Annotated in this window: 19 protein-coding genes; 13 read left to right on the forward strand and 6 right to left on the reverse strand. The window is 40.0% G+C overall.

Annotated elements, in window-relative coordinates; translation table 11 throughout:
• Positions 1–106 precede the first annotated feature (106 nt).
• Both flgK and flgL read left to right on the forward strand, forming a co-directional pair.
• Positions 107–1,750, forward strand: a complete 1,644-nt coding sequence (flgK, locus tag BDD30_RS17815) for a flagellar hook-associated protein FlgK (RefSeq protein ID WP_015834777.1) — start codon at positions 107–109, stop codon at positions 1,748–1,750.
• 84 nt (positions 1,751–1,834) lie between these two features.
• Positions 1,835–2,800 (forward strand): flagellar hook-associated protein FlgL, encoded by a 966-nt coding sequence (gene flgL / locus BDD30_RS17820; RefSeq protein ID WP_015834776.1) that lies wholly within the window; start codon positions 1,835–1,837, stop codon positions 2,798–2,800.
• Between the two features lie 96 nt (positions 2,801–2,896).
• Here flgL and BDD30_RS17825 read toward each other — a convergent pair whose 3' ends face one another.
• On the reverse strand, positions 2,897–3,220 hold the full coding sequence (locus BDD30_RS17825; protein WP_015834775.1) for a hypothetical protein: 324 nt from the start codon (positions 3,218–3,220) through the stop codon (positions 2,897–2,899).
• 584 nt (positions 3,221–3,804) lie between these two features.
• Here BDD30_RS17825 and BDD30_RS17830 point away from each other — a divergent pair.
• The 11 genes from BDD30_RS17830 (at position 3,805) to BDD30_RS17880 (ending at position 16,349) form a co-directional block, all read left to right on the forward strand.
• Entirely contained in the window at positions 3,805–5,772 is a 1,968-nt protein-coding gene (locus BDD30_RS17830; RefSeq protein ID WP_041381995.1) for a type VI secretion system Vgr family protein, read from the forward strand.
• Positions 5,772–6,605, forward strand: a complete 834-nt coding sequence (locus tag BDD30_RS17835) for a DUF4123 domain-containing protein (RefSeq protein ID WP_015834773.1) — start codon at positions 5,772–5,774, stop codon at positions 6,603–6,605. The genes BDD30_RS17830 and BDD30_RS17835 overlap by 1 nt, the downstream gene beginning before the upstream one ends.
• 34 nt (positions 6,606–6,639) lie before the next feature.
• Complete coding sequence (locus BDD30_RS17840) at positions 6,640–6,909, forward strand: type VI secretion system PAAR protein (protein ID WP_015834772.1); 270 nt, start codon at positions 6,640–6,642, stop codon at positions 6,907–6,909.
• 9 nt (positions 6,910–6,918) lie between these two features.
• Positions 6,919–8,511: a hypothetical protein gene (locus tag BDD30_RS17845; protein ID WP_015834771.1), complete on the forward strand. Its 1,593-nt coding sequence runs from the start codon at positions 6,919–6,921 to the stop codon at positions 8,509–8,511.
• Positions 8,511–9,431 carry a hypothetical protein gene (locus tag BDD30_RS17850; RefSeq protein WP_015834770.1) on the forward strand — a complete coding sequence of 307 codons (921 nt, stop codon included), beginning with the start codon at positions 8,511–8,513 and terminating at the stop codon, positions 9,429–9,431. The genes BDD30_RS17845 and BDD30_RS17850 overlap by 1 nt, the downstream gene beginning before the upstream one ends.
• Before the next feature lie 69 nt (positions 9,432–9,500).
• Complete coding sequence (locus tag BDD30_RS17855; RefSeq protein WP_015834769.1) at positions 9,501–11,096, forward strand: hypothetical protein; 1,596 nt, start codon at positions 9,501–9,503, stop codon at positions 11,094–11,096.
• Positions 11,093–12,013, forward strand: coding sequence for a hypothetical protein (locus BDD30_RS17860; RefSeq protein ID WP_015834768.1), 921 nt, complete (start codon positions 11,093–11,095; stop codon positions 12,011–12,013). The genes BDD30_RS17855 and BDD30_RS17860 overlap by 4 nt, the downstream gene beginning before the upstream one ends.
• Before the next feature lie 69 nt (positions 12,014–12,082).
• Positions 12,083–12,847: a hypothetical protein gene (locus BDD30_RS17865; protein WP_015834767.1), complete on the forward strand. Its 765-nt coding sequence runs from the start codon at positions 12,083–12,085 to the stop codon at positions 12,845–12,847.
• Positions 12,848–12,912: 65 nt separating this feature from the next.
• A complete protein-coding gene (locus BDD30_RS17870) occupies positions 12,913–13,773 on the forward strand; it encodes a hypothetical protein (protein ID WP_249039939.1) in 861 nt (286 codons plus the stop codon).
• Positions 13,774–13,842: 69 nt separating this feature from the next.
• The gene (locus tag BDD30_RS17875) at positions 13,843–15,429 is read left to right on the forward strand and encodes a hypothetical protein (protein WP_015834765.1); all 1,587 of its coding nucleotides are present in this window, start codon (positions 13,843–13,845) and stop codon (positions 15,427–15,429) included.
• Positions 15,429–16,349: a hypothetical protein gene (locus BDD30_RS17880; RefSeq protein WP_015834764.1), complete on the forward strand. Its 921-nt coding sequence runs from the start codon at positions 15,429–15,431 to the stop codon at positions 16,347–16,349. The genes BDD30_RS17875 and BDD30_RS17880 overlap by 1 nt, the downstream gene beginning before the upstream one ends.
• Before the next feature lie 1,455 nt (positions 16,350–17,804).
• On the opposite strand, the gene BDD30_RS17885 is transcribed toward BDD30_RS17880, so the two are convergent.
• From BDD30_RS17885 to fliO, 5 genes are all read right to left on the reverse strand, one after another.
• A complete protein-coding gene (locus tag BDD30_RS17885) occupies positions 17,805–18,917 on the reverse strand; it encodes a class II histone deacetylase (RefSeq protein ID WP_015834763.1) in 1,113 nt (370 codons plus the stop codon).
• 953 nt (positions 18,918–19,870) lie between these two features.
• The gene (fliR, locus tag BDD30_RS17890) at positions 19,871–20,653 is read right to left on the reverse strand and encodes a flagellar biosynthetic protein FliR (RefSeq protein ID WP_015834762.1); all 783 of its coding nucleotides are present in this window, start codon (positions 20,651–20,653) and stop codon (positions 19,871–19,873) included.
• 2 nt (positions 20,654–20,655) lie between these two features.
• Entirely contained in the window at positions 20,656–20,925 is a 270-nt protein-coding gene (gene fliQ, locus BDD30_RS17895; protein ID WP_015834761.1) for a flagellar biosynthesis protein FliQ, read from the reverse strand.
• A 20-nt stretch (positions 20,926–20,945) separates the two neighbouring features.
• On the reverse strand, positions 20,946–21,635 hold the full coding sequence (gene fliP, locus BDD30_RS17900; protein WP_121302778.1) for a flagellar type III secretion system pore protein FliP: 690 nt from the start codon (positions 21,633–21,635) through the stop codon (positions 20,946–20,948).
• 76 nt (positions 21,636–21,711) lie between these two features.
• Entirely contained in the window at positions 21,712–22,164 is a 453-nt protein-coding gene (gene fliO / locus BDD30_RS17905; RefSeq protein WP_015834759.1) for a flagellar biosynthetic protein FliO, read from the reverse strand.
• Position 22,165: the final 1 nt, after the last annotated feature.

Here is a 22,165-nt window from a genome sequence, read left to right on the forward strand (position 1 = left end):
TGAATTTAGCCGATAAATTACAGCAACTCAGACACTATTTTACCTATCTGAAGGATTGTTTGCCGCCACCAGCGGAGACATAACTAAAACGCAAAAGGATCTTCTGATGTCCAACAGTCTTATTAATACCGCGATGAGTGGCCTTCAGGCTGCTCAGATTGCTCTGGGAACCCTGAGTAATAATGTCGCAAATATGCGAGTTCCTGGTTATAACCGGCAATCAACCGTTATCAATCAAAACGGTGGCACGATGACATCCGTTGGTTTTATCGGGAATGGTGTTACTGTCGCCAGTATTAACCGTCAATATAATGAATTCATTAATCAGCAACTTTCTAGCGCTCAGGCAAAACAAGGGGCATTAACCACTTATTCTCAACAAATCTCTCAGATTGATAATTTGCTGGCAGATAAAGCGAATAATCTTTCGAATACCATTGATGACTTCTTTACCAGTTTACAAAATGTCGTTAGTAATGCTGAAGATGATGCAGCCAGAACGACAACCATTGGCAAAGCAAAGGGATTGATGAACCAGTTGAAAAGTGCGGATACCTTCCTGCGTAAAATGGAAAATAACATTAATCGGGGAATCGCTAATTCTGCCGATGATATTAATAACTATGCTCAGCAAATTGCTAAACTCAATGGTGAAATTACCCGTATGAGAGGTGGTGGTAGTGCTGAACCAAACTCATTGCTGGATCAGCGCGATCAATTGGTTAATGAACTGAATAAACTGGTCGGTGTGAGTGTGACTCAGCAGGACGGTGACACTTATAATGTGACTTTTGCTGGTGGATTGACGCTGGTTCAGGGGACAACCGCTTACCGAGTGGAAGCGATTTCATCCAATGCGGATAGCAGTCGCATTACATTAGGTTATGATCGTGGTTTTGGTGATGTTGTTGAAATTGATGAAAGACACATTGATAAAGGTGAATTAAGTGGCACATTACGGGCACGTAGTGAAGTGTTGGATAATTCCCGTAATCAGTTAAACCAATTGGCATTGGTATTGGGCGATCAATTTAATCAGGTTCACCGTTCTGGTTTTGATTTAAAAGGTAGACAAGGTGAAGATTTCTTCACGATTAACAAGCCGGATATTATTGCTAATGGTAAAAATAAAGGTTCAGCTGATTTTAAAGTGGAATATACAGATACCTCAGCGGTAAAAGCCAGCGATTATCATCTCAGCTACGATGGGGCTAATTGGAAAATCCAGCGTGCTGCAGATAAAGCGGATATTTCTGCCAAAGTGACGGGTAATACACTGGAATTTGATGGATTGAAAGTTGAAATTAATCCAACCGATGTAAAAGAATATGACCGATACACATTGAAAGCGGTTAATGGTGTTATTGGTGGCATGGAAATTAATATTAAAGATGCATCGCAATTGGCGGCGGCTGGCACTAAAGATGGTGGGCCGAGTGATAACGTTAATGCAAAAAAACTCATTGAATTACAAAGTAAAAAATTGGTAGAGGGTAAAGCATCGTTTTCTGGTGCTTATGCATCGATGGTCAGTACTATTGGTAACCAGACCAGTACAGCGAATGTTGATTTAGAAACGCAGAGGAACATTACTAATCAGCTTCGTGTCGAACAGCAGTCGGTTTCTGGCGTCAACATAGATGAAGAGTACGGCGCATTGCAAAGTTTACAGCAATATTATCTGGCTAATGCGCAAGTGATTCAGACAGCCACAACTTTGTTTAATGCCATTTTGGATCTACGTCGCTAATAAAGTGTGTCACTTATAAAAAAATAGCCTGAGGATACCCAGATATCTTGGGCATTTAGCTGAATATTTAAAAGGAATAATATTGTGCGCGTAAGTACCAATGTATTGTACGACCAAAAAATGGTTAGCATCACGACTGCTCAGTCAAAATGGATGCAACAAGGAGCACAGCTATCCAGTGGTCAAAAGGTGATAAATCCGTCTGATGATCCGATGGCTGCCTCTCAAGGGGTTATGGTTGCTCAGGCTGAATCTCAGAACCAGCAATATATGACTGCTCGTTCATTTGCCAAGAATTCAATGTCTATGCAATTAAGCGTGGTATCCAAAGTTGTCGGGGTGGTGCAAAATGTTCATGAAAGCTTGGTAGCCACAGTAAATGGTGTGTTAAGTGATGAAGATCGTAACTCGCTGGCTATTCAACTGGAAGGATTTAAAGAACAACTGGTTAACCTGGGTAACACCACTGATGGTAATGGTCGCTATATTTTTGCTGGCTATAAAACGGATGTAAAACCTTTTGATGAAAGTAAAAGTGGTGCGGTCAGTTATCAAGGTGGCTATCAGGAACTGACGCAAAAAGTGGATAGCAACCGCGCTATGATCATCGGACATACCGGGGAACAAGTATTTCTCTCATCGACGAGTAACCCGGTAAAAGAGCCAGATGGTAATCCCAGTGAATCTGATGTATTTAAAGTGATAGACATGGCGATTAAGTCATTGAAAACGCCACTTGAAGGGGCTGATCAAAAAACTCGTGATGATGCAGTGGAATTGCTGAATAAGGCAAACCGCGGTGCCCGCAATGCGTTGAATAATGTCTCTTCGGTGGAGTCAGTGCTGGGTTTGCAATTGAGAGAAATAGATGATTTAAATAGCCTGGGGGCAGAACGCAGCTTGGCTAATAAAAGTCGTTTGAGTCAACTGGTTGACGTTGAATGGAATTCGGCGATTTCGAATTATTATCAGCAGCAAGCCGTACTTCAGGCATCGTATAAAACATTTGTCGATATGAAAGGCATGTCGATGTTTGAAATGTTTCGTTAATTCAGTTTTCATTTTTAATTTAATCGCTGGTTTTCAAGCCAGCGATTTTTTTCATTGAATAAAGTAAATGCTATATTAAAAATATATTGTTGAAACTTAAAGTGCCGGATGTGGACTTGGGTATAACTCAGTAACTTCAGCTTCTGCGTGTTGATAGCCACTAATATTGATAACAACAACTTTATAGAAATAAACAGGGTTAGGCAGCCTTTGTAAAGATTTAGTTTCACCGGGTTGGATATCAATAAAAGTATACTGATTGTAATCTCCGAATGGAGATGACCAGTAATTTACAGCTCTAATGAGTGCTGGACCATTGTTTTTTATAGTAAAGTTAGGGTGATGAGTAGAAGGCATTACTATATTTCCGTTAGCATAAAGCTCAAAAGTTTGGGTAGGGTTTATATATATTATTCTCATTTTATTGTTTCCTTATCATGACGATGAATATGCATATAGTACAGATTGTCTTATCTGTGAAATTTAACTTAACACTTATCCAGAACAGTTAAATATTGAAAATTATCAGTGACGTAAAAGGAATAAGATAAATGAATTTGTCGTTTGAGATGTTGTGCTAATTTGGTTTTCTCTTTTTATGACTAAAACAGGTCAGAGATTTTAACTAATTAAATCACTGTAATTCATTATAACTTATTAAATATACCCTTCATCTTTCAAGTTGCTGCTTTGTTGGCTGCTTTCACTCACCCCAGTTACATTGTTATATACTGTGAAAATCTCTCACTTATAACAGAATAAAATTTCGCATTTTATTTAAAATAAGTTAATTATGCCTTTCTTTTTCTATGCTCCCGTTCATATGTTGAAAAATCAATCTAATGATCTGTTGATAATTGAAGGCAGAATTAAAGTTGGATGAATTTATCTAGTGGTGAAATAGATTCGGTAATTATGTAAGTAAAATAAGGTTGAATTATGATTGTCTTAAGCGATTTCTTTTATTTCCTGGGTCTCAACATAACTCAGTCAGGAGGGATGTAATGGCAGATTCAGGGTTGGTTTTTACTCTTACGGTAGGTAATCTCCCAGAGCAAACTTTTGCGGTGGTTGAATTTACCCTTAATGAAGCACTATCAACGTTGTTCAGTCTGGAAGCTACATTAACCAGCGCTGACCCGGAGATTGATTTTGCCGATGTGCTGGATAATTCTGCAACACTGACTGTTTATCGTGACGGACAACCAGAACGCAGTGTGACCGGGATTGTGACTCAATTTGAACAAAGCACGATAGGCCATCACCGTAGTCATTACTCCCTGACACTGCATCCCGGCTTATGGCGTGCAGGGTTGCGGGTGAACTCCCGTATTTTTCAGCATCAGTCCGTTACCGATATTGTCGGAATATTGCTGAAAGAGAATGGCGTCATAAACTTCACCTGTGATCTACGTTATGAGCATCCTGAACGGGAATTTTGTGTGCAATATGATGAGAGTGACCTGACGTTTCTCCATCGTTTATTGGCTGATGAAGGGATATTTTATTATTTTGTGTTCGACCAAACTCAGGGTGCAGCATCAATTGTTTTTGTGGATTCTTATCGAGTAAATGGCAATCGTACATTGCCTTACCGCCCAGAATCGGATAGCACAGGGAGCCAGTGCTGTATCAATCAATTTCGTTGGTATGAACGAGTTGGAATAGCGCGTGTTATTTTGCGGGATCGCACTTTCAAAAATCCCCGCTGGACTGCTGACTATTACTATCACGAACGCCAACTCAATCATCAACGTTCAGATTTGTGCAGTTACGATTATTATGATTTTCCCGGACGTTATAAAGACGAGATTGGCCAGCGAATAAGTCAATATCGTCTGGAAGCGCTGCGTTGTGATGCAATGTCAGGGCAAGGGAAAAGTGACTGTTTCGCCCTTTCGGCGGCGGCGGGGTTCACACTTGCTGATCACCCGAAAGAGAAATTTAATGCTCTTTGGCAAGTGATTCAAATCAGCCATTACGGTAAACAACCGCAGGCGGGTGAATCCCGTTTTGGCGAGCCAGGCACCACCTTAACCAACCACTTCACCTTTGGAGATTGTAATCGGGTATGGCGTCCTTCTCCTTATCCCAAACCGAATATTGATGGCTTGCAGATTGCGACTGTTGTGGGTCCGGAAGGAGAAGAAATCTTTTGTGATGAATATGGGCGGGTACGGGTACAGTTTGCTTGGGACGAATATGGCAAATTTAATGACCAGAGTTCCTGTTGGATCAGAGTCAGTCAGGCTTGGGCCGGTCAGCGCTGGGGGATGATTGCTATCCCTCGGGTAGGTCAGGAAGTGCTGGTGGCTTTTTTGCATGGCGATCCGGACCAGCCGATTATTATTGGGCGGACCTACCATGCCAGCAACATCGTGCCGAACCCTCTGCCGATGGCAAAAACTCAGATGTCAATCCGTTCAAAAACCCATAAAGGAGATGGTTTTAACGAACTGCGTTTTGAAGATGAGAAAGATAAGGAGGAAGTGTTTATTCACGCCCAGAAAAATCTGGCGATTCAGGTGCTCAATTCCCGTGATGAGCAAATTAATTACAACCGCACAACCCGTATTGGACATGATGACGAACTGGTGATTGCCAACAACCGCAAAGTGACCGTTGAGGGGCAACAGGAGCATAAAACGACGGGTGACTATATTGATCAGGTTGATGGTGATAAAGCTTTGCAAGTCAAAGGTGATGTAATACAGAAAATACAGGGCGTACTTAGCGTTGATGCTAATGATGACATCACGATAAAAAGCGGGAGCAAAATTACCCTGAAAGTAGGCAATAGTTTTATTGTCATCCATGACGGCGGGGTAGATATCCAAGGTTCTTCTATTAACCTGAATTCGGGGGGCAGTCCCGGCATCTCATTACAACCGACTAATCCAGCGATTTTACAAAGTGCGGCTCAGGCTGGTTCGATGTTTGTTGCACATTGTCCGATGGAGAAAAATCAATAATGGATAAAGAAAAACTTTATGCGGTGATTGATGCCGCAACGGAATCCCAACTGCCTCTGATATTGGAGCATTTTGATCCCCCTTTCACTTGCCTTTATGATGAATCTTTACCACCTGAATTACTGAAAGTTGCACCTTATTTAGTGGAAGTAACAGAAAAGGTCCAACTTTATTTAGATGAATGGAAAACGCCTTGGGGAATTTACTTAAGTACTCAGGCGGATATGAAAACATTACGTCGGCATTTGCGTAAATATTTACAAGTCTTATTACCTGGTCAGGACAAACCGGTATTTTTTCGGTTTTATGACCCGCGCAATATCTGGGATTTTCTTAATGTACTCAGTGACTGGGAAATTCACTGCTTTATGGGGCCGATAGATAAAATTGCTACCTGTTATCAGGGCAATATTCAGAGCCATGATTTTCTTGCTATCAGGGAACAATATCCGCAGGGCGCTAGCAGTAAAAGAAAACTCTTATCGATAACGCCAGAACAACTGGAAAAAATTGATGCTGCTTTTGTTGAACGTTATGTACAGATATTGGCGGCATTAATTATCGAATGGGAAACTATCGAAGGGTTTGATTATGTAGGTTATATTCGGTCGCTAATTACTGAATTAAGTAATATCGGTATTACGGATGATCACAGTGTTCGGGGAATATTAAAGTTATTCTTCTCGCAAAGATACCTATCTATTGAATTCGCGCCTGAACGCTGTAAACGCATATTAAATAATATTTGTGAGCCTGGACATATACGCGCAGAAAAATTGCTATTGCAGGAACTAGGCGATTCATCATCCCCTTGGTCCCACTTTAAAGACTAATTATTTTAATCCTGTCAGATATGGAGCAAGAAATATGGGTAATGCAGTAAAGATTGGTGATATTGGTACGGAGCATGGTGATTGTAAAGCAACGCCGGTTATTTCGGGATCGCCCAGTGTAAACGTTGATGGTATTCCTTTGGCTCGTCAGGGCGACATTTTGGCGCCACATTCATCTCATTCAAGAATCATTGCTGGTGGCTCCAGCACCGTTTTTGTTGATGGTAAACCTGCTGCGAGAACCGGTGATGCGGTGAGTTGCGGTGGAATAATGATTGGTGGTGGTAGTGTTAATATTGGCTAAGGAAAAAACATGCTTTCAGTTAATATGCGCAGTGCGGTTTGTGATTGTAAAATCCCGGACCCTTGTATTCATAAATTAGTGTTAAAAGTCGGTAAACGGGTTTTCAATTATAACCAGATTGAACCGATCGGGGATATTTGGGTGGTTGATGAAACCGGCGGTATCCCGGTGACTATTTCACTGGTGGGAAAACGGTGTATCACTGAAAATGCCCAATGTCCCCGGGCGATTTTTTATAGCCCGGATAATGCGGCGTTTCAATTTTATGAATTGGGTAAAAATCCGATGGCGGGGTCGGGCACGGATTATAAAGTGAGTTTTTCCCGTGATAACCTGCTGGTCGATTTGATAGAAAATGATCCGCTGGGTTTTATTGCGTCGTCATTATTTCAGCGGGGGGAGCTGAATCATTTACCGCGGACAGATTATATTCTTACCCTCACGCAATGTTACGGCCAGCCCTTTGCCCGGCGTTCATTTCCCTTGCCGGACGATAAAGTGAAGGCATTATTATTGGGAATGGTGGATGCCCTTGATACGACAATTCATGTTTTGCCGCAATATGAATGGATGATTGATGTGACCATTGGGGCGGAACAGGAAATCCGGGAAAGAAGCGCGGAAGAAAGAAAAACGGAAGCGCTGGAGAAAAGAAAGAAGGCTAATCCGCATGCGAAAAGGCCGGGTCAAAACTGGCATAAACACACGGCGGGTTATGAATTAACAAATACATTAAATCTCGAAGGGAGTTTTGCTTACACCCTGGGCCCTTATTCGCGCACGCTGACCCGTGAACTGGAAAAGGAATTTAAAGAAAAACGCAATAAACTGGGTGTATTGAATAAAAGCAGTCAGGCGATTGAGACCGTGCAAAAACTGTTTTCCAGTGAAGGCAGTCAGGAAATAAAACTGCTGAAAACGGAAATTCAGACCCCGGAAATAAAATTAGGCGGCGGCAGTAAACTGGTGAATGCCACGCATGGGAATGCGGCTTATTTTGAGCATGCCATTGAGGTGGAGTTAGCACCGCTGATAGGGATAAAACTGCGACTGGATTTAATTGAGGCATTTGCCACGCAATTCGGTGTTGAGAAATTAATTAAGTTAATTCGGGAGCAGGGATTAAAAGGCAAGGAGGCGGTGGAAGAAGGGCGGAATGGGGCTTATCTGGGGGCACAATTAGATATGGTGTTGGAAGGGGCGTTAAACTTAGCGTTTAAATATGCCAGCAATGAAGCGCATGAAATGGAATTCGAGTTGGGGGATCTGGTTAAAGGTACATTAGCTATTAAGGCGGAAACTAATATTCAGGCGGGGTTTAAATATTATCTGGTGGAGGGGTATTTTAAGGCTGATGCAGATATTGAGGCACAGGGATGCTTTGAACTGGATAAGCAGGATAAGGGGTTATATCTGGTGTTTTTCCATGAAGGGATTACTGCTAGCTATTATGTGGAGTTTGGAGCAGGTGTTTCACCATCTGAGAATAGTAATGAATCTTCTAAACAAAATAGTAAAAGGGATGATAAGAAACAAAAAAAATGGGAAATATATCCAAAATTGTCAAAGGAGAAGTCAACATACAAACTGAGGTTATCGTAATGAAAAAATCTTTCTTATTCTTTATGGCATTATTTTCATTATCGGCATATGGGGATAAAACAATGGATAAAGTCAAATATATTACTTATTTAGAAACTAATCGGGCACGGTGTGTCCTTAGGGTTAATGGGATGTATACATTAAGTAACCTCAATTCAATGACTGGTACTATATCAACTGGATACAATGTTGCACCATTGTTACAAAATGGTAAAAATACTATCTATATCGAAATGGCACCATTTAGTGATGCAGAAGAGGGGTACATTTATAAAGATAAGGATGCGGAATGTAAAGTTCGACTGGTAAGAGTGACACCTTACCAGTCGGATGAAATTACGAATATTATCGCCAGTGTGGCCGATAAAAATGGTATAGCAGAGCCTAATAGTATGAAATCCGTTAATTTTAATACCGATACTGCGCAGTATAGTAAAGTTACGGAAAAGAATCTCAAGGATGAGGGTATTTATTACGCCGAGCGAACAGTGACATTAAATGATCTACCTATTTGGGCCTGGACTACAGCTACCCCTTTGCCGGAAACGAAAGCAAGTACTGAACTGGTCAAAAAAGCTTATGAGGATGTCTGGCAAATAATGAAAAATAAAGATTTAGCCGCTTTACAATCGGCAGCCAAATTAATGTTATATGAACATGCACAGGCTGATAATAGTACAGAGCAAGGTTATTTTGATTCTCTGGACTTTAAGGAAGATTTTGATAATGGTTATCAGGCAGTGCCGATAGATTGGAAAAAATATAAATTAATGCGCTATATGGGAGGACGATTATTTCGGTTTGAAGTCGCACATGGATCACCATCTCCATTATTAATTAGAGATAGGAATGGTGAAAATGGTCGCACATTTAGCCCCTATTTCTCTTTAATCAATGGAAAAGTGGTGATTTCAAGATAACTATGGTTTGTTTTAAATAACTCAGTATTAACTGTTTTTTGCAGTTAATACTGAGGGAGAAGAAAAACGATGCTTTCAGTTAATATGCGCAGTGCGGTTTGTGATTGTAAAATCCCGGACCCTTGTATTCACAAATTAGTGTTAAAAGTCGGTAAACGGGTTTTCAATTATAACCAGATTGAACCGATCGGGGATATTTGGGTGGTTGATGAAACCGGCGGTATCCCGGTGACTATTTCACTGGTGGGAAAACGGTGTATCACTGAAAATGCCCAATGTCCCCGGGCGATTTTTTATAGCCCGGATAATGCGGCGTTTCAATTTTATGAATTGGGTAAAAATCCGATGGCGGGGTCGGGCACGGATTATAAAGTGAGTTTTTCCCGTGATAACCTGCTGGTCGATTTGATAGAAAATGATCCGCTGGGTTTTATTGCGTCGTCATTATTTCAGCGGGGGGAGCTGAATCATTTACCGCGGACAGATTATATTCTTACCCTCACGCAATGTTACGGCCAGCCCTTTGCCCGGCGTTCATTTCCCTTGCCGGACGATAAAGTGAAGGCATTATTATTGGGAACGGTGGATGCCCTTGATACGACAATTCATGTTTTGCCGCAATATGAATGGATGATTGATGTGACCATTGGGGCGGAACAGGAAATCCGGGAAAGAAGCGCGGAAGAAAGAAAAGCGGAAGCGCTGGAGAAAAGAAAGAAGGCCAATCCGCATGCGAAAAGGCCGGGTCAGAACTGGCATAAACACACGGCGGGTTATGAATTAACTGACACATTAAATCTCGAAGGGAGTTTTGCTTACACCCTGGGCCCTTATTCGCGTACGCTGACCCGTGAACTGGAAAAGGAATTTAAAGAAAAACGCAATAAACTGGGTGTATTGAATAAAAGCAGTCAGGCGATTGAGACCGTGCAAAAACTGTTTTCCAGTGAAGGCAGTCAGGAAATAAAACTGCTGAAAACGGAAATTCAGACCCCGGAAATAAAATTAGGCGGCGGCAGTAAACTGGTGAATGCCACGCATGGGAATGCGGCTTATTTTGAGCATGCCATTGAGGTGGAGTTAGCACCGCTGATAGGGATAAAACTGCGACTGGATTTAATTGGGGCATTTGCCACGCAATTTGGTGTTGAGAAATTAATTAAGTTAATTCGGGAACAGGGATTAAAAGGCAAGGAGGCGGTGGAAGAAGGGCGGAATGGGGCTTATCTGGGGGCACAATTAGATATGGTGTTGGAAGGGGCGTTAAACTTAGCGTTTAAATATGCCAGCAATGAAGCGCATGAAATGGAATTCGAGCTGGGGGATCTGGTTAAAGGTACATTAGCTATTAAGGCGGAAACTAATATTCAGGCGGGGTTTAGATATTATCTGGTGGAGGGGTATTTTAAGGCTGATGCAGATATTGAGGCACAAGGATGCTTTGAACTGGATAAGCAGGATAAGGGGTTATATCTGGTGTTTTTCCATGAAGGGATTACGGCCAGTTATTATGTGGAGTTTGGGGTAGGATTAGTACCATCTGAAAATAATGGTAAATCTATTATAAAAGGGAGCAAAGTGGATAACAAAAAACAAAAAAAATGGGAGATATATCCGAGGTTACCAAAAGAAAAGTCGACATACAAACTGAGGTTATCGGAATGAAAAAATTTTTCTTATTTTCTATGACCTTATTTTCACTATCAACTTATGGAGAAAATACAATGGATAAAGTTAAATATATTGCTTATTTAGAAACAAATCAGGCATTTTGTGTACTCACAGTCAATGGGATCTATACTTTAAGTAATTTTGGCTCGATTAACGGTACTATATCAACTGGCTATAATATTGCAGTGATATTACAAAACGGTAAAAATGTTATCAGCCTTAATATGGGGCCATTAAGTGCTCGGGATGATAAATATGTTTATAAAGAAAAAGATGCAGAATGTAAGGTTCGATTAGTGAGGGTGACTCCCTACGATTCCAAGGAAATTACGAATATTATCACCAAGGTAGCAGATAAAGATGGAATACTGAGACCTAACAGTATGCAGTCTATTAATTTTAATATTGATACTGCACAATCCAGTAGAATTGCTACGCAAGAATACCCTGATGAGTTTTATTATCATACGGAGCGGACGGTAACATTAAATGATTTGCCTGCTTGGGCCTGGACGACGGCTACCCCTTTGCCGAAAACAGAAGCAAGCAGGGAGTTGGTTAAAAAAGCCTATGAAGATATCTGGCAGATAATGAAAAACAAAGATTTAGCGGCATTACAGTCGGCGGCTAAATTAATGTTGTATGAACATGCGCTGGCTAATGATAGTACAGAACAAAGTTATTTTGATTCTTTAGACTTCAAGGAAAATTTTGACGGCGGTTATCAGGCCATACCGATAGACTGGAGAAAATATAAGCTGGTGCGTTATCTGGGGGGCCGGTTATTCAGGTTTGAAATTGAAGATAGTAATGATTCGCCATTATTAATTAGAGATAGGAATGGTGAAAATGGTCGCACATTTAGCCCCTATTTCTCTTTAATCAATGGAAAAGTGGTGATTTCAAGATAACTATGGTTTGTTTTAAATAACTCAGTATTAACTGTTTTTTGCAGTTAATACTGAGGGAGAAGAAAAACGATGCTTTCAGTTAATATGCGCAGTGCGGTTTGTGATTGTAAAATCCCGGACCCTTGTATTCACAAATTAGTGTTAAAAGTCGGTAAACGGGTTTTCAATTATAACCAGATTGAACCGATCGGGGATATTTGGGTGGTTGATGAAACCGGCGGTATCCCGGTGGTTATTTCACTGGTGGGAAAACGATGTATCACAGAAAATGCCCAATGTCCCTGGGCGATTTTTTATAGCCCGGATAATGCGGCGTTTCAATTTTATGAATTGGGTAAAAATCCGATGGCGGGGTCGGGCACGGATTATAAAATTAGTTTTTCCCGCGATAACCTGCTTTATCTGAGGGCACAATTAGATATGGTGTTGGAAGGGGCGTTAAACTTAGCGTTTAAATATGCCAGCAATGAAGCGCATGAAATGGAATTCGAGCTGGGGGATCTGGTTAAAGGTACATTAGCTATTAAGGCGGAAACTAATATTCAGGCGGGGTTTAAATATTATCTGGTGGAGGGGTATTTTAAGGCTGATGCAGATATTGAGGCACAGGGATGCTTTGAACTGGATAAGCAGGATAAGGGGTTATATCTGGTGTTTTTCCATGAAGGGATTACTGCTAGCTATTATGTGGAGTTTGGGGTGGGGAAAGGTAGATCAAAAACTAAAAGTAGTAAATTTAATCAGAATAGTAGTAATAAAAAACAAGAAAAATGGGAGATATATCCGAGGTTACCAAAAGAAAAATCGACATATAAATTGAGGTTATCACGATGAAAAGAGTTTTCTTATTCTTTATGACGTTATTTTCGTTATCATTATCCGCTTATGGGGAAAATAAAATGGATAAAGCTAAATATATTAGTTACTTAGAAACAAAACAAGCACTCTGTATGTTAAAAGTAAATGGGATATTTATATTAGATAATTTTGATTCAAGATTTGGCACGATATCGACAGGTTATAATATAGCTCCACTATTGCAAAATGGTAAAAATATTCTCAGTCTTGATATGGGGCCATTAAGTGCTCGGGAGAATAAATATGTTTATAAAGAAAAAGATGCAGAATGCAAGGTTCGCCTGGTTAAGGTAACTCCTCACGATTCTGAGGAAATCACTAATATTATTACCAGAGCGATAGATAAGAACGGCACATTGGTACCTGATAGTGAGCAGTCCGTTAATTTTAATATCGATACTGCACAATCCAGTAAGATTACGACGAAAGAGTACCCTAATGAATTTTATTTTCATACAGAACGGGAGATTATATTAAATGACCTCCCTGTTTGGGCCTGGACTATGGCTACCCCTTTACCGGAAACGGCGACAAGTACTGAACTGGTTAAAAAAGCCTATGAAGATATTTGGCAAATGTTGAAAAACCAGGATTTAATAGCATTAAAAACAGCTTATCAGTTAACGTTGCATGAGGAAGCTCAGGCGAATAATAGTACTGAGCAAATCGATTTTGATTCGCTGGATTTTAAACATTACTTCGATAAAGGTTATTATGCAGTACCGATAGATTGGAGTAAATATAAATTAGTGCGCTATATGGGTGGCCGGTTATTCCGGTTTGAAGTTGAAGATGGGATACAATCTCCACTGTTAATTGAGGATAAAAATAATAGTGAAGATGGATTTACGTTTAACCCTCTTTTCTCTTTAATCAATGGAAAAGTGGTGATTTCAAGATAACTATGGTTTGTTTTAACTAACTCAGTATTAACTGTTTTTTGCAGTTAATACTGAGGGAAAAGAAAAACGATGCTTTCAGTTAATATGCGCAGTGCGGTTTGTGATTGTAAAATCCCGGACCCTTGTATTCACAAATTAGTGTTAAAAGTCGGTAAACGGGTTTTCAATTATAACCAGATTGAACCGATCGGGGATATTTGGGTGGTTGATGAAACCGGTGGTATCCCGGTGACTATTTCACTGGTGGGAAAACGGTGTATCACTGAAAATGCCCAATGTCCCCGGGCGATTTTTTATAGCCCGGATAATGCGGCGTTTCAATTTTATGAATTGGGTAAGAATCCGATGGCGGGGCCGGGCACGGATTATAAAGTGAGTTTTGCCCGTGATAACCTGCTGGTCGATTTGATAGAAAATGATCCACTGGGTTTTATTGCGTCGTCATTATTTCAGCGGGGGGAGCTGAATCATTTACCGCGGACAGATTATATTCTTACCCTCACGCAATGTTACGGCCAGCCCTTTGCCCGGCGTTCATTTCCCTTGCCGGACGATAAAGTGAAGGCATTATTATTGGGAACGGTGGATGCCCTTGATACGACAATTCATGTTTTGCCGCAATATGAATGGATGATTGATGTGACCATTGGGGCGGAACAGGAAATCCGGGAAAGAAGCGCGGAAGAAAGAAAAGCGGAAGCGCTGGAGAAAAGAAAGAAGGCCAATCCGCATGCGAAAAGGCCGGGTCAAAACTGGCATAAACACACGGCGGGTTATGAATTAACTGACACATTAAATCTCGAAGGGAGTTTTGCTTACACCCTGGGCCCTTATTCGCGTACGCTGACCCGTGAACTGGAAAAGGAATTTAAAGAAAAACGGAATAAACTGGGTGTATTGAATAAAAGCAGTCAGGCGATTGAGACCGTGCAAAAACTGTTTTCCAGTGAAGGCAGTCAGGAAATAAAACTGCTGAAAACGGAAATTCAGACCCCGGAAATAAAATTAGGCGGCGACAGTAAACTGGTGAATGCCACGCATGGGAATGCGGCTTATTTTGAGCATGCCATTGAGGTGGAGTTAGCACCGCTGATAGGGATAAAACTGCGACTGGATTTAATTGAGGCATTTGCCACGCAATTCGGTGTTGAGAAATTAATTAAGTTAATTCGGGAACAGGGATTAAAAGGCAAGGAGGTGGTGGAAGAAGGGCGGAATGGGGCTTATCTGGGGGCACAATTAGATATGGTGTTGGAAGGGGCGTTAAACTTAGCGTTTAAATATGCCAGCAATGAAGCGCATGAAATGGAATTCGAGCTGGGGGATCTGGTTAAAGGTACATTAGCTATTAAGGCGGAAACCAATATTCAGGCGGGGTTTAAATATTATCTGGTGGAGGGGTATTTTAAAGCTGATGCAGATATTGAGGCACAAGGATGCTTTGAACTGGATAAGCAGGATAAGGGGTTATATCTGGTGTTTTTCCATGAAGGGATTACTGCTAGCTATTATGTGGAGTTTGGGGTGGGAGTAGCACCATCTGAAAATAAAGAAGATAGTTTTAGTCAAAAAAGTGGTAATAAAAAACGAGAAAAATGGGAGGTATATCCGAAACTGCCAAAAGAAAAGTCGACATACAAATTGAGGTTATCGTAATGAAGAAATTTTTTCTATTTTTTATGGCCTTATTTTCATTATCAACTTATGGAGAAAATACTATGGATAAAGTTAAATATATTAGCTACTTAGAAACTAATAGGGTACTTTGTAGATTTAAGGTTAATGGAATCACTACCTTAGATAACTTTAGCTCTATATTTGGCACTATATCAACCGGATATAACATTGCCCCGCTATTACAAAATGGTAAAAACATTCTCAGTCTTGATATAGGGCCATTAAGTGCCCGGGATGATAAATATATTTATAAAGAAAAAGATGCAAAATGCAAGGTTCGTCTGGTTAAGGTGACTCCCTACGATTCCGATGAAATCACGAATATTATTACCAGAGTGGTAGATAAGGACGGCACATTGGAACCTGATAGTAAGCAGTCTGTTAATTCTAATATCGATACTGCACAGTCCAGTAAGATTATGACGAAAGAATACTCTAGTGAGTTTTATTATCATACGGAACGGACAGTGACATTAAATGATCTACCTATTTGGGCCTGGACTACAGCTACTCCCTTGCCGGAGACGGTAGCAAGCACAGAGTTAGTTAAAAAAGCCTATGAAGATATCTGGCAAATAATGAAAAATAGAGATTTAGCCGCTTTACAATCGGCAGCCAAATTAATGTTGCATGAACATGCACAGGCCAATAACAGCACAGAACAAAGTTATTTTGATTCTTTCGATTTTAAGCGAGATTTTGATAACGGTTATCAGGCTGTACCGATAGATTGGAAAAAATATAAACTGATACGTTATATGGATAGCCGACTATTCCGATTTGAAGTCGCACATGGATCACCATCTCCATTATTAATTAGAGATAGGAATGGTGAAAATGGCCGCACATTTAGCCCATTTTTCTCTTTAATCAATGGAAAAGTGGTGATTTCAAGATAACTATGGTTTGTTTTAAATAACTCAGTATTAACTGTTTTTTGCAGTTAATACTGAGTGCGTAGGATTTGATAGTAATTAAACAGAAAGACAGTTGGCTACCTATAGAGGAAAATTTATCAGAAAGATAGATCAAGAAAATAATGTGACAATGTATCTTTTAGGTCGATATACATAATACATAGGTGTAAATAGTAATAAGATAGGAGTACGAAAAGTCATAAAAATAAGCCTCTTCACACGTACAACTGTCAGAAATTATACCAGAAGCGCCAATAATAGGTCACGACAATAAGCATTAGCGCGACCTATTTTCAGAAATCTCAAAGCTGAGTTTATACAGTTAGAATAATGTGGTGCAAGCTACATTTAGCAGATAGGATTAAGAACCAATTCTGTTGTATTATGAAATATACCTGTCATCTTTCAAGTTGCCTCTTTGTTGGCTGAACTTACTCACCCCGGTCAAGAGTTATCTATACCCTTCATCCTTCAAGTTGCTGCTTTGTTGGCTGCTTTCACTCACCCCAGTCACATAGTTATCTATGCTCCTGGGGATTCGTTCACTTGCCGCCGCGCTGCAACTTGAAATCTATTGGGTATATGCTCCCGGGGATTTGCTCCCTTGCCGTCGTGATGCATCTTGAAATCCATAGGGTATACAGTACTTGAATATCTTTGCAGTCAAGAGACAAAATCGAGTTTAATTAATCTGAACAGAATTATGAATATCATGCAATATATTGGAGAAATTTGTTTGGGTTGGATTAAACTGACAATCTAATTGGTTGATAATTTACAAAGAATGGTTAAGTTTGTGTGGCTTGAAAACAACGGGTACTTTAGTTTTCTGTTTGATTATCTCTAAAATAATAGGTGGGTAAAAAAATAATTAAACATAATGCTAAAATAGCAAGGAAATGTAATTCATGCTTAATACAATAAACTTTTAATACACGGCTGAATATTCTATGGATTAAAAAATAAACTCAATATTATGATTTTCAGATGTTTTAATTTGTTTTCATAATGAGATGAAAATTTATTTAAACTAAAATCAAAAGAAATCATTCTAAATGACCATAGGTATTGGATAAATGTCAAAATAAAAATTTTGTCCTATGAATTTATTATTTGAATCTACCGGTTATGTTTATTCTATAAATAATTTTATTTTTGAGATACGGCATTCAAATTTTTTTAATTTTAATAGTAGGGGTTTCTGGTGCAATGGAACGGGAAGAGAAAGAAATTGACCTAGATGCTATGATTCAATGTCTTACGTTAGGCTAACAAAATTTTGGACAATTCTGGCTTACAACCCTACACTAAAAATAATCAAGTTTTTTAAGTTAATTTAAGCTGATATGCTAGGAGGGTGAAACTTCTTGGGGAAATGTGTTATTAGCCTTGCAGGTTTGCTCCCAAGCTATGTGGAGCAAACCTACGCAATAAAGTTTAAAGACCAAATTTTTCTTTAAGTTTATCAAGCTGCTGTTGTTGAAATAGCTCAAACTCAGCTCTTGGCTGCTGCAAGCGTATAAAATCTAACATTGGATCTTTGACTTTAGTACGAATGCCACTCATCTGTTCAAGTACAGCCAACCCACAGAATGGTACATAAGATTCTGCATACCCGCCTTCATGAACAACGACGAGTTTTCCGTCGCATAAACTATCTGCTGTCTGTTGCACTAGCTGGGTCATCTCCCGAAAACTTTCACTATGGAGCTGCATCCTTGCCAAAGGATCTACCGCATTCGCATCATAGCCACAGGCAACAATAATCAGTTCCGGTTTAAAACGTTTAAGCGCAGGAAGTACTATCTGTGTCATTGCATAGATATAGCTATTATGTCCAGCTCCAGCAAGTAATGGGATATTCAGGTTATAACCTGTCCCTTCACCTTCCCCGATATCATCTTCACCGCTATATCCTGGAGGGAAACAACCATCCTGATGTATCGAGATAGTCAAAACATCAGAACGATTCCAATAAATATGCTGAGTACCATTACCGTGGTGAACATCCCAATCAATGACCGCAACTCGTTTTAAATCAAAACGTGCTTTTGCCTGTTCAATTGCCAATGGGATATTTGCTAGAAAGCAAAATCCCATGGATTTATCAGGCAAACAGTGATGACCTGGTGGTCGAGAAAGGCTGTAAGCATTATCAAGCTCACCGCTAAGTACTGTTTCCACCGCAGCACAAGCAAGGCTAGCTGAGAGTTTGGCAATTTCATAGCTTCCTGGTCCCAGGGGGGCTTCTATACCAAGCATTCCTCCACCATTATCACTGATTTGCTTAAACTCCTTCAGGTACTTTTCAGGATGAATTTTACGTAGTGTTTGCTCATCAATAGTCGATGCCGAAGAAAGGTGCAAAGAGTGGCTCAAGCCTGATACATCCATCAAATTTTTCAACCGCCTTTTTGTTTCTGGCGATTCAGCATGTGCAGTTCCAGAAGGAGGCTGAACCCAACCACCGACAGGCAGAGTCGTTATATGCATACCAGTACTATGCCAAAAACAATGTTCATCAAAGAAAAATCCCGTTTTTCGTCTCATTACCCCTTCCTTATTTCATTAAATTAATTCACATATCATTAACATAATTAGAAATATAAAAACAGATTAAGATACCGGGTCATGTCGGGTTTTGATATGGTCATTTCACTGGACTTTATCCACGTCATAATGGTGTCTTAGGTCACATTGGGGTTATCAGGGCATGGGCTATGATTGATGTGTAACCATATTAGGGGCCATTGCCTCGGAAAGTTCACTGTACAAAATTAAACTATTTATACCCAATAGATTTCAATTTGCAGCGCGGTGGCAAATGAATGCATCCCCAGGAACATAGATAACGATGTGACTGGGGGGCGTGAAAGCAGCCAACAAAGCAGCAACTTGAAAGATGAAGGGTATAGTTAATACTCGGAAATAAAACGGAATAACCAAGTTAAAAATACTAAAATACTAAAATACTAAAATACTAAAATACTAAAATACTAAAATACTAAAATACTAAAATACTAAAATACTAAAATACTAAAATACTAAAATACTAAAATACTAAAATACTAAAATACTAAAATACTAAAATACTAAAATACTAAAATACTAAAATACTAAAATACTAAAATGCTAAAATGCTAAAATGCTAAAATGCTAAAATGCTAAAATGCTAAAATGCTAAAATGCTAAAATGCTAAAATGCTAAAATGCTAAAATGCTAAAATGCTAAAATGCTAAAATGCTAAAATGCTAAAATGCTAAAATGCTAAAATGCTAAAATGCTAAAATGCTAAAATGCTAAAATGCTAAAATGCTAAAATGCTAAAATGCTAAAATGCTAAAATGCTAAAATGCTAAAATGCTAAAATGCTAAAATGCTAAAATGCTAAAATACATTTTTCTCTTGCTTGTCGATAAAATTTTACAACATTAAACCGCACGATTTATGCAGTATATAATACTTATTCTTTTTTAAACCAATTCTGGTTTAAAAAATGCTTTTAAATAACCATTCCACTGATAATTATCGCCAATCGATTAAATAATTCACTGAACATACGCTCACTAAATGGTGCTAACATGGGGATTAAAAGCGTGAGTACTAATATACCGGTGGTGAGCGTTAACGGAAAACCAACCACAAAGATAGAAAGTTGTGGTGTCATCCGGTTTAAAATCCCCAATGATAAATTCAATGTCAATAATAGCGTGATTAATGGTAAAGCCAACATCATGCCGTTGATAAATATCATGCTGGCACTTTGTGCCAAAAGAAAAAATCCTTGTGCATTGAGTTGTAAGGGTTGTACTGGAATAACTTGGAATGTATCCGCCAGAATTGATAATAGCCACAGATGACCGTCAAAAGCCAAAAACAAAAGTAAAGTTAATAAGTTAAAAATTCGCGCCAGAATGGGCATATTGGGGCCACCGGAAGGGTCAAAAAAGGTCGCGAATGAGAGGCCCATTTGTAAACCAATTATTTCACCTGCATGACGCACAGCGGAGAAAGCAATTTGCATAGTCAGGCCAAGTGATGCACCAATCAGGATTTGCTGGACTATCACCCAAAATGCCGCAACAGAGAAGATGGGGATTTGGGCCGGTTGCAGGTTTGGCATCAAGAGCAGCGTTACCATCACGGCCAGCCCGATTCTGACTTTCTTAGTTGCCTGTTTTTCACTGAATAATGGCGCAGTACTGAACAACGCAAGTACCCGAACCAGCGGCCAAAAAAACTCACTGACAAACTGGCTCAGCATTGCACTATCAAAGGAGATCATAATCAGCCAATTATCGCGGGTATGTTGCTGTAGAGTTCTCGCATGTAATCCAGAAATAAATTCAGCATCCAGGGACCCGCGATAACCGTTGTGACAAATACCGCCAGAATCTTGGGGATAAATGACAGCGTCATTTCGTTAACCTGTGTTGCAGCTTGTAATAAGCTCACGATTAAACCACATAATAAAGCCGATAAAAGTAACGGTGCCGCCAGCGCCAGTGCGACTTCCATTGCTTCTGTGCCCAATGCCATTACCGATTCAGGAGTCATGATATTTATCTCTTGTTAGATCAACCGTAGAAACTTTGTGCCAGAGAGCCTAGTAATAATTGCCAACCGTCAACTAATACAAACAACATAAGTTTAAAGGGCAATGAGATAGTGGCAGGGGGCACCATCATCATCCCCAATGCCATCAAGACACTGGCGACTACCAAGTCAATAATCAGAAATGGGATAAACAAAGTGAAACCAATCTGGAAAGCTGTTTTCAATTCGCTGGTAATAAATGCTGGCATCAGGACGCGCATAGGAACGGAATCCGCTGTTTCAAACGGCGGTTGATCAGCAAGACGAGCAAACAGAGCTAAATCATTTTCTCTTGTCTGACGTAACATAAATTGCCGCAATGGTTTAGCGCCATTTTCTAAAGCGGTTTCTAGGCTGATTTTATCTTCACTAAAAGGCAGATAAGCATCTTGATAAACTTTATCGAAAACTGGCGACATGATGAAAAATGTCATAAATAGAGCCAGCCCGAGTAAAACCTGATTAGGTGGTGCCGATGGAGTGCCTAAAGCATTACGCAGTAAACCCAATACGATAATAATACGGGTAAAACTGGTCATCATGAGCAAAGCCGCGGGAATAAAACCCAGTGCGGTAATAAAAACTAAAGTCTGAACCGGCAGTGACCAGCTTTGTCCACCATTAGCGAGTGGTTGACTAATAATCCCTGGCAATTGTGCCGCGGCATCCATGGGTAAAATAAGCGCGGTAAGCGTAATCGCCAGGCGGCATGACAACGCAAATTTAGGGTTGGTCATAAAGAAAGAACTACTTTTTTTCATCATCCTTGCCTTGGCGCATCAACGTGTTTTTTAAAATCTGACCAAACAGTGCTGGTTTTACGGCTTGTTCTTCGGGGTTATTACGGCTGGATTCAGGTATTGGCATTTGATGTAACAAATTAATTTGCTGGGCAGTAACACCCAATACCAACCAGTCATTTTCAACTTCGACAATAACGACACGTTCACGTTGCCCAAGAGAGCAGCTGGCTTTGATATTAAGATGTTGCTGAGTTTTTCCTTTGCCGGGAATTATCCCCATACGACGTATTAACCAGGTAATGGTGAAAATTAACAGCAAAACCCCCGCCAGCGCACTGCTGACTTGCATCAATGTTTGACCAGCGGGAAGTGGGGTGGAGGTTGCTACCTGAGTCACAGCCTGGGTTTGCGCGACAGGTTCTGTCGCGCCATGATGAAGAGAAGGCTGGAAAGCCATG

The sequence above is a fragment of the Photorhabdus asymbiotica genome, assembly GCF_003634575.1.
GTDB lineage: Bacteria > Pseudomonadota > Gammaproteobacteria > Enterobacterales > Enterobacteriaceae > Photorhabdus > Photorhabdus asymbiotica.

What these genes read in the sequence shown, in the direction of transcription:
- BDD30_RS17885 (WP_015834763.1), bottom strand. Translation starts at nt 18,917, where the DNA reads ATGAGACGAAAAACGGGATTTTTCTTTGATGAACATTGTTTTTGGCAT.
- BDD30_RS17830 (WP_041381995.1), top strand. Translation starts at nt 3,805, where the DNA reads ATGGCAGATTCAGGGTTGGTTTTTACTCTTACGGTAGGTAATCTCCCA.
- fliQ (WP_015834761.1), bottom strand. Translation starts at nt 20,925, where the DNA reads ATGACTCCTGAATCGGTAATGGCATTGGGCACAGAAGCAATGGAAGTC.
- flgK (WP_015834777.1), top strand. Translation starts at nt 107, where the DNA reads ATGTCCAACAGTCTTATTAATACCGCGATGAGTGGCCTTCAGGCTGCT.
- fliR (WP_015834762.1), bottom strand. Translation starts at nt 20,653, where the DNA reads ATGATCTCCTTTGATAGTGCAATGCTGAGCCAGTTTGTCAGTGAGTTT.
- BDD30_RS17875 (WP_015834765.1), top strand. Translation starts at nt 13,843, where the DNA reads ATGCTTTCAGTTAATATGCGCAGTGCGGTTTGTGATTGTAAAATCCCG.
- BDD30_RS17845 (WP_015834771.1), top strand. Translation starts at nt 6,919, where the DNA reads ATGCTTTCAGTTAATATGCGCAGTGCGGTTTGTGATTGTAAAATCCCG.
- fliP (WP_121302778.1), bottom strand. Translation starts at nt 21,635, where the DNA reads ATGGATGCCGCGGCACAATTGCCAGGGATTATTAGTCAACCACTCGCT.
- BDD30_RS17860 (WP_015834768.1), top strand. Translation starts at nt 11,093, where the DNA reads ATGAAAAAATTTTTCTTATTTTCTATGACCTTATTTTCACTATCAACT.
- BDD30_RS17825 (WP_015834775.1), bottom strand. Translation starts at nt 3,220, where the DNA reads ATGAGAATAATATATATAAACCCTACCCAAACTTTTGAGCTTTATGCT.
- BDD30_RS17840 (WP_015834772.1), top strand. Translation starts at nt 6,640, where the DNA reads ATGGGTAATGCAGTAAAGATTGGTGATATTGGTACGGAGCATGGTGAT.
- fliO (WP_015834759.1), bottom strand. Translation starts at nt 22,164, where the DNA reads ATGGCTTTCCAGCCTTCTCTTCATCATGGCGCGACAGAACCTGTCGCG.
- BDD30_RS17850 (WP_015834770.1), top strand. Translation starts at nt 8,511, where the DNA reads ATGAAAAAATCTTTCTTATTCTTTATGGCATTATTTTCATTATCGGCA.
- BDD30_RS17880 (WP_015834764.1), top strand. Translation starts at nt 15,429, where the DNA reads ATGAAGAAATTTTTTCTATTTTTTATGGCCTTATTTTCATTATCAACT.
- BDD30_RS17835 (WP_015834773.1), top strand. Translation starts at nt 5,772, where the DNA reads ATGGATAAAGAAAAACTTTATGCGGTGATTGATGCCGCAACGGAATCC.
- BDD30_RS17855 (WP_015834769.1), top strand. Translation starts at nt 9,501, where the DNA reads ATGCTTTCAGTTAATATGCGCAGTGCGGTTTGTGATTGTAAAATCCCG.
- BDD30_RS17870 (WP_249039939.1), top strand. Translation starts at nt 12,913, where the DNA reads ATGGATAAAGCTAAATATATTAGTTACTTAGAAACAAAACAAGCACTC.
- BDD30_RS17865 (WP_015834767.1), top strand. Translation starts at nt 12,083, where the DNA reads ATGCTTTCAGTTAATATGCGCAGTGCGGTTTGTGATTGTAAAATCCCG.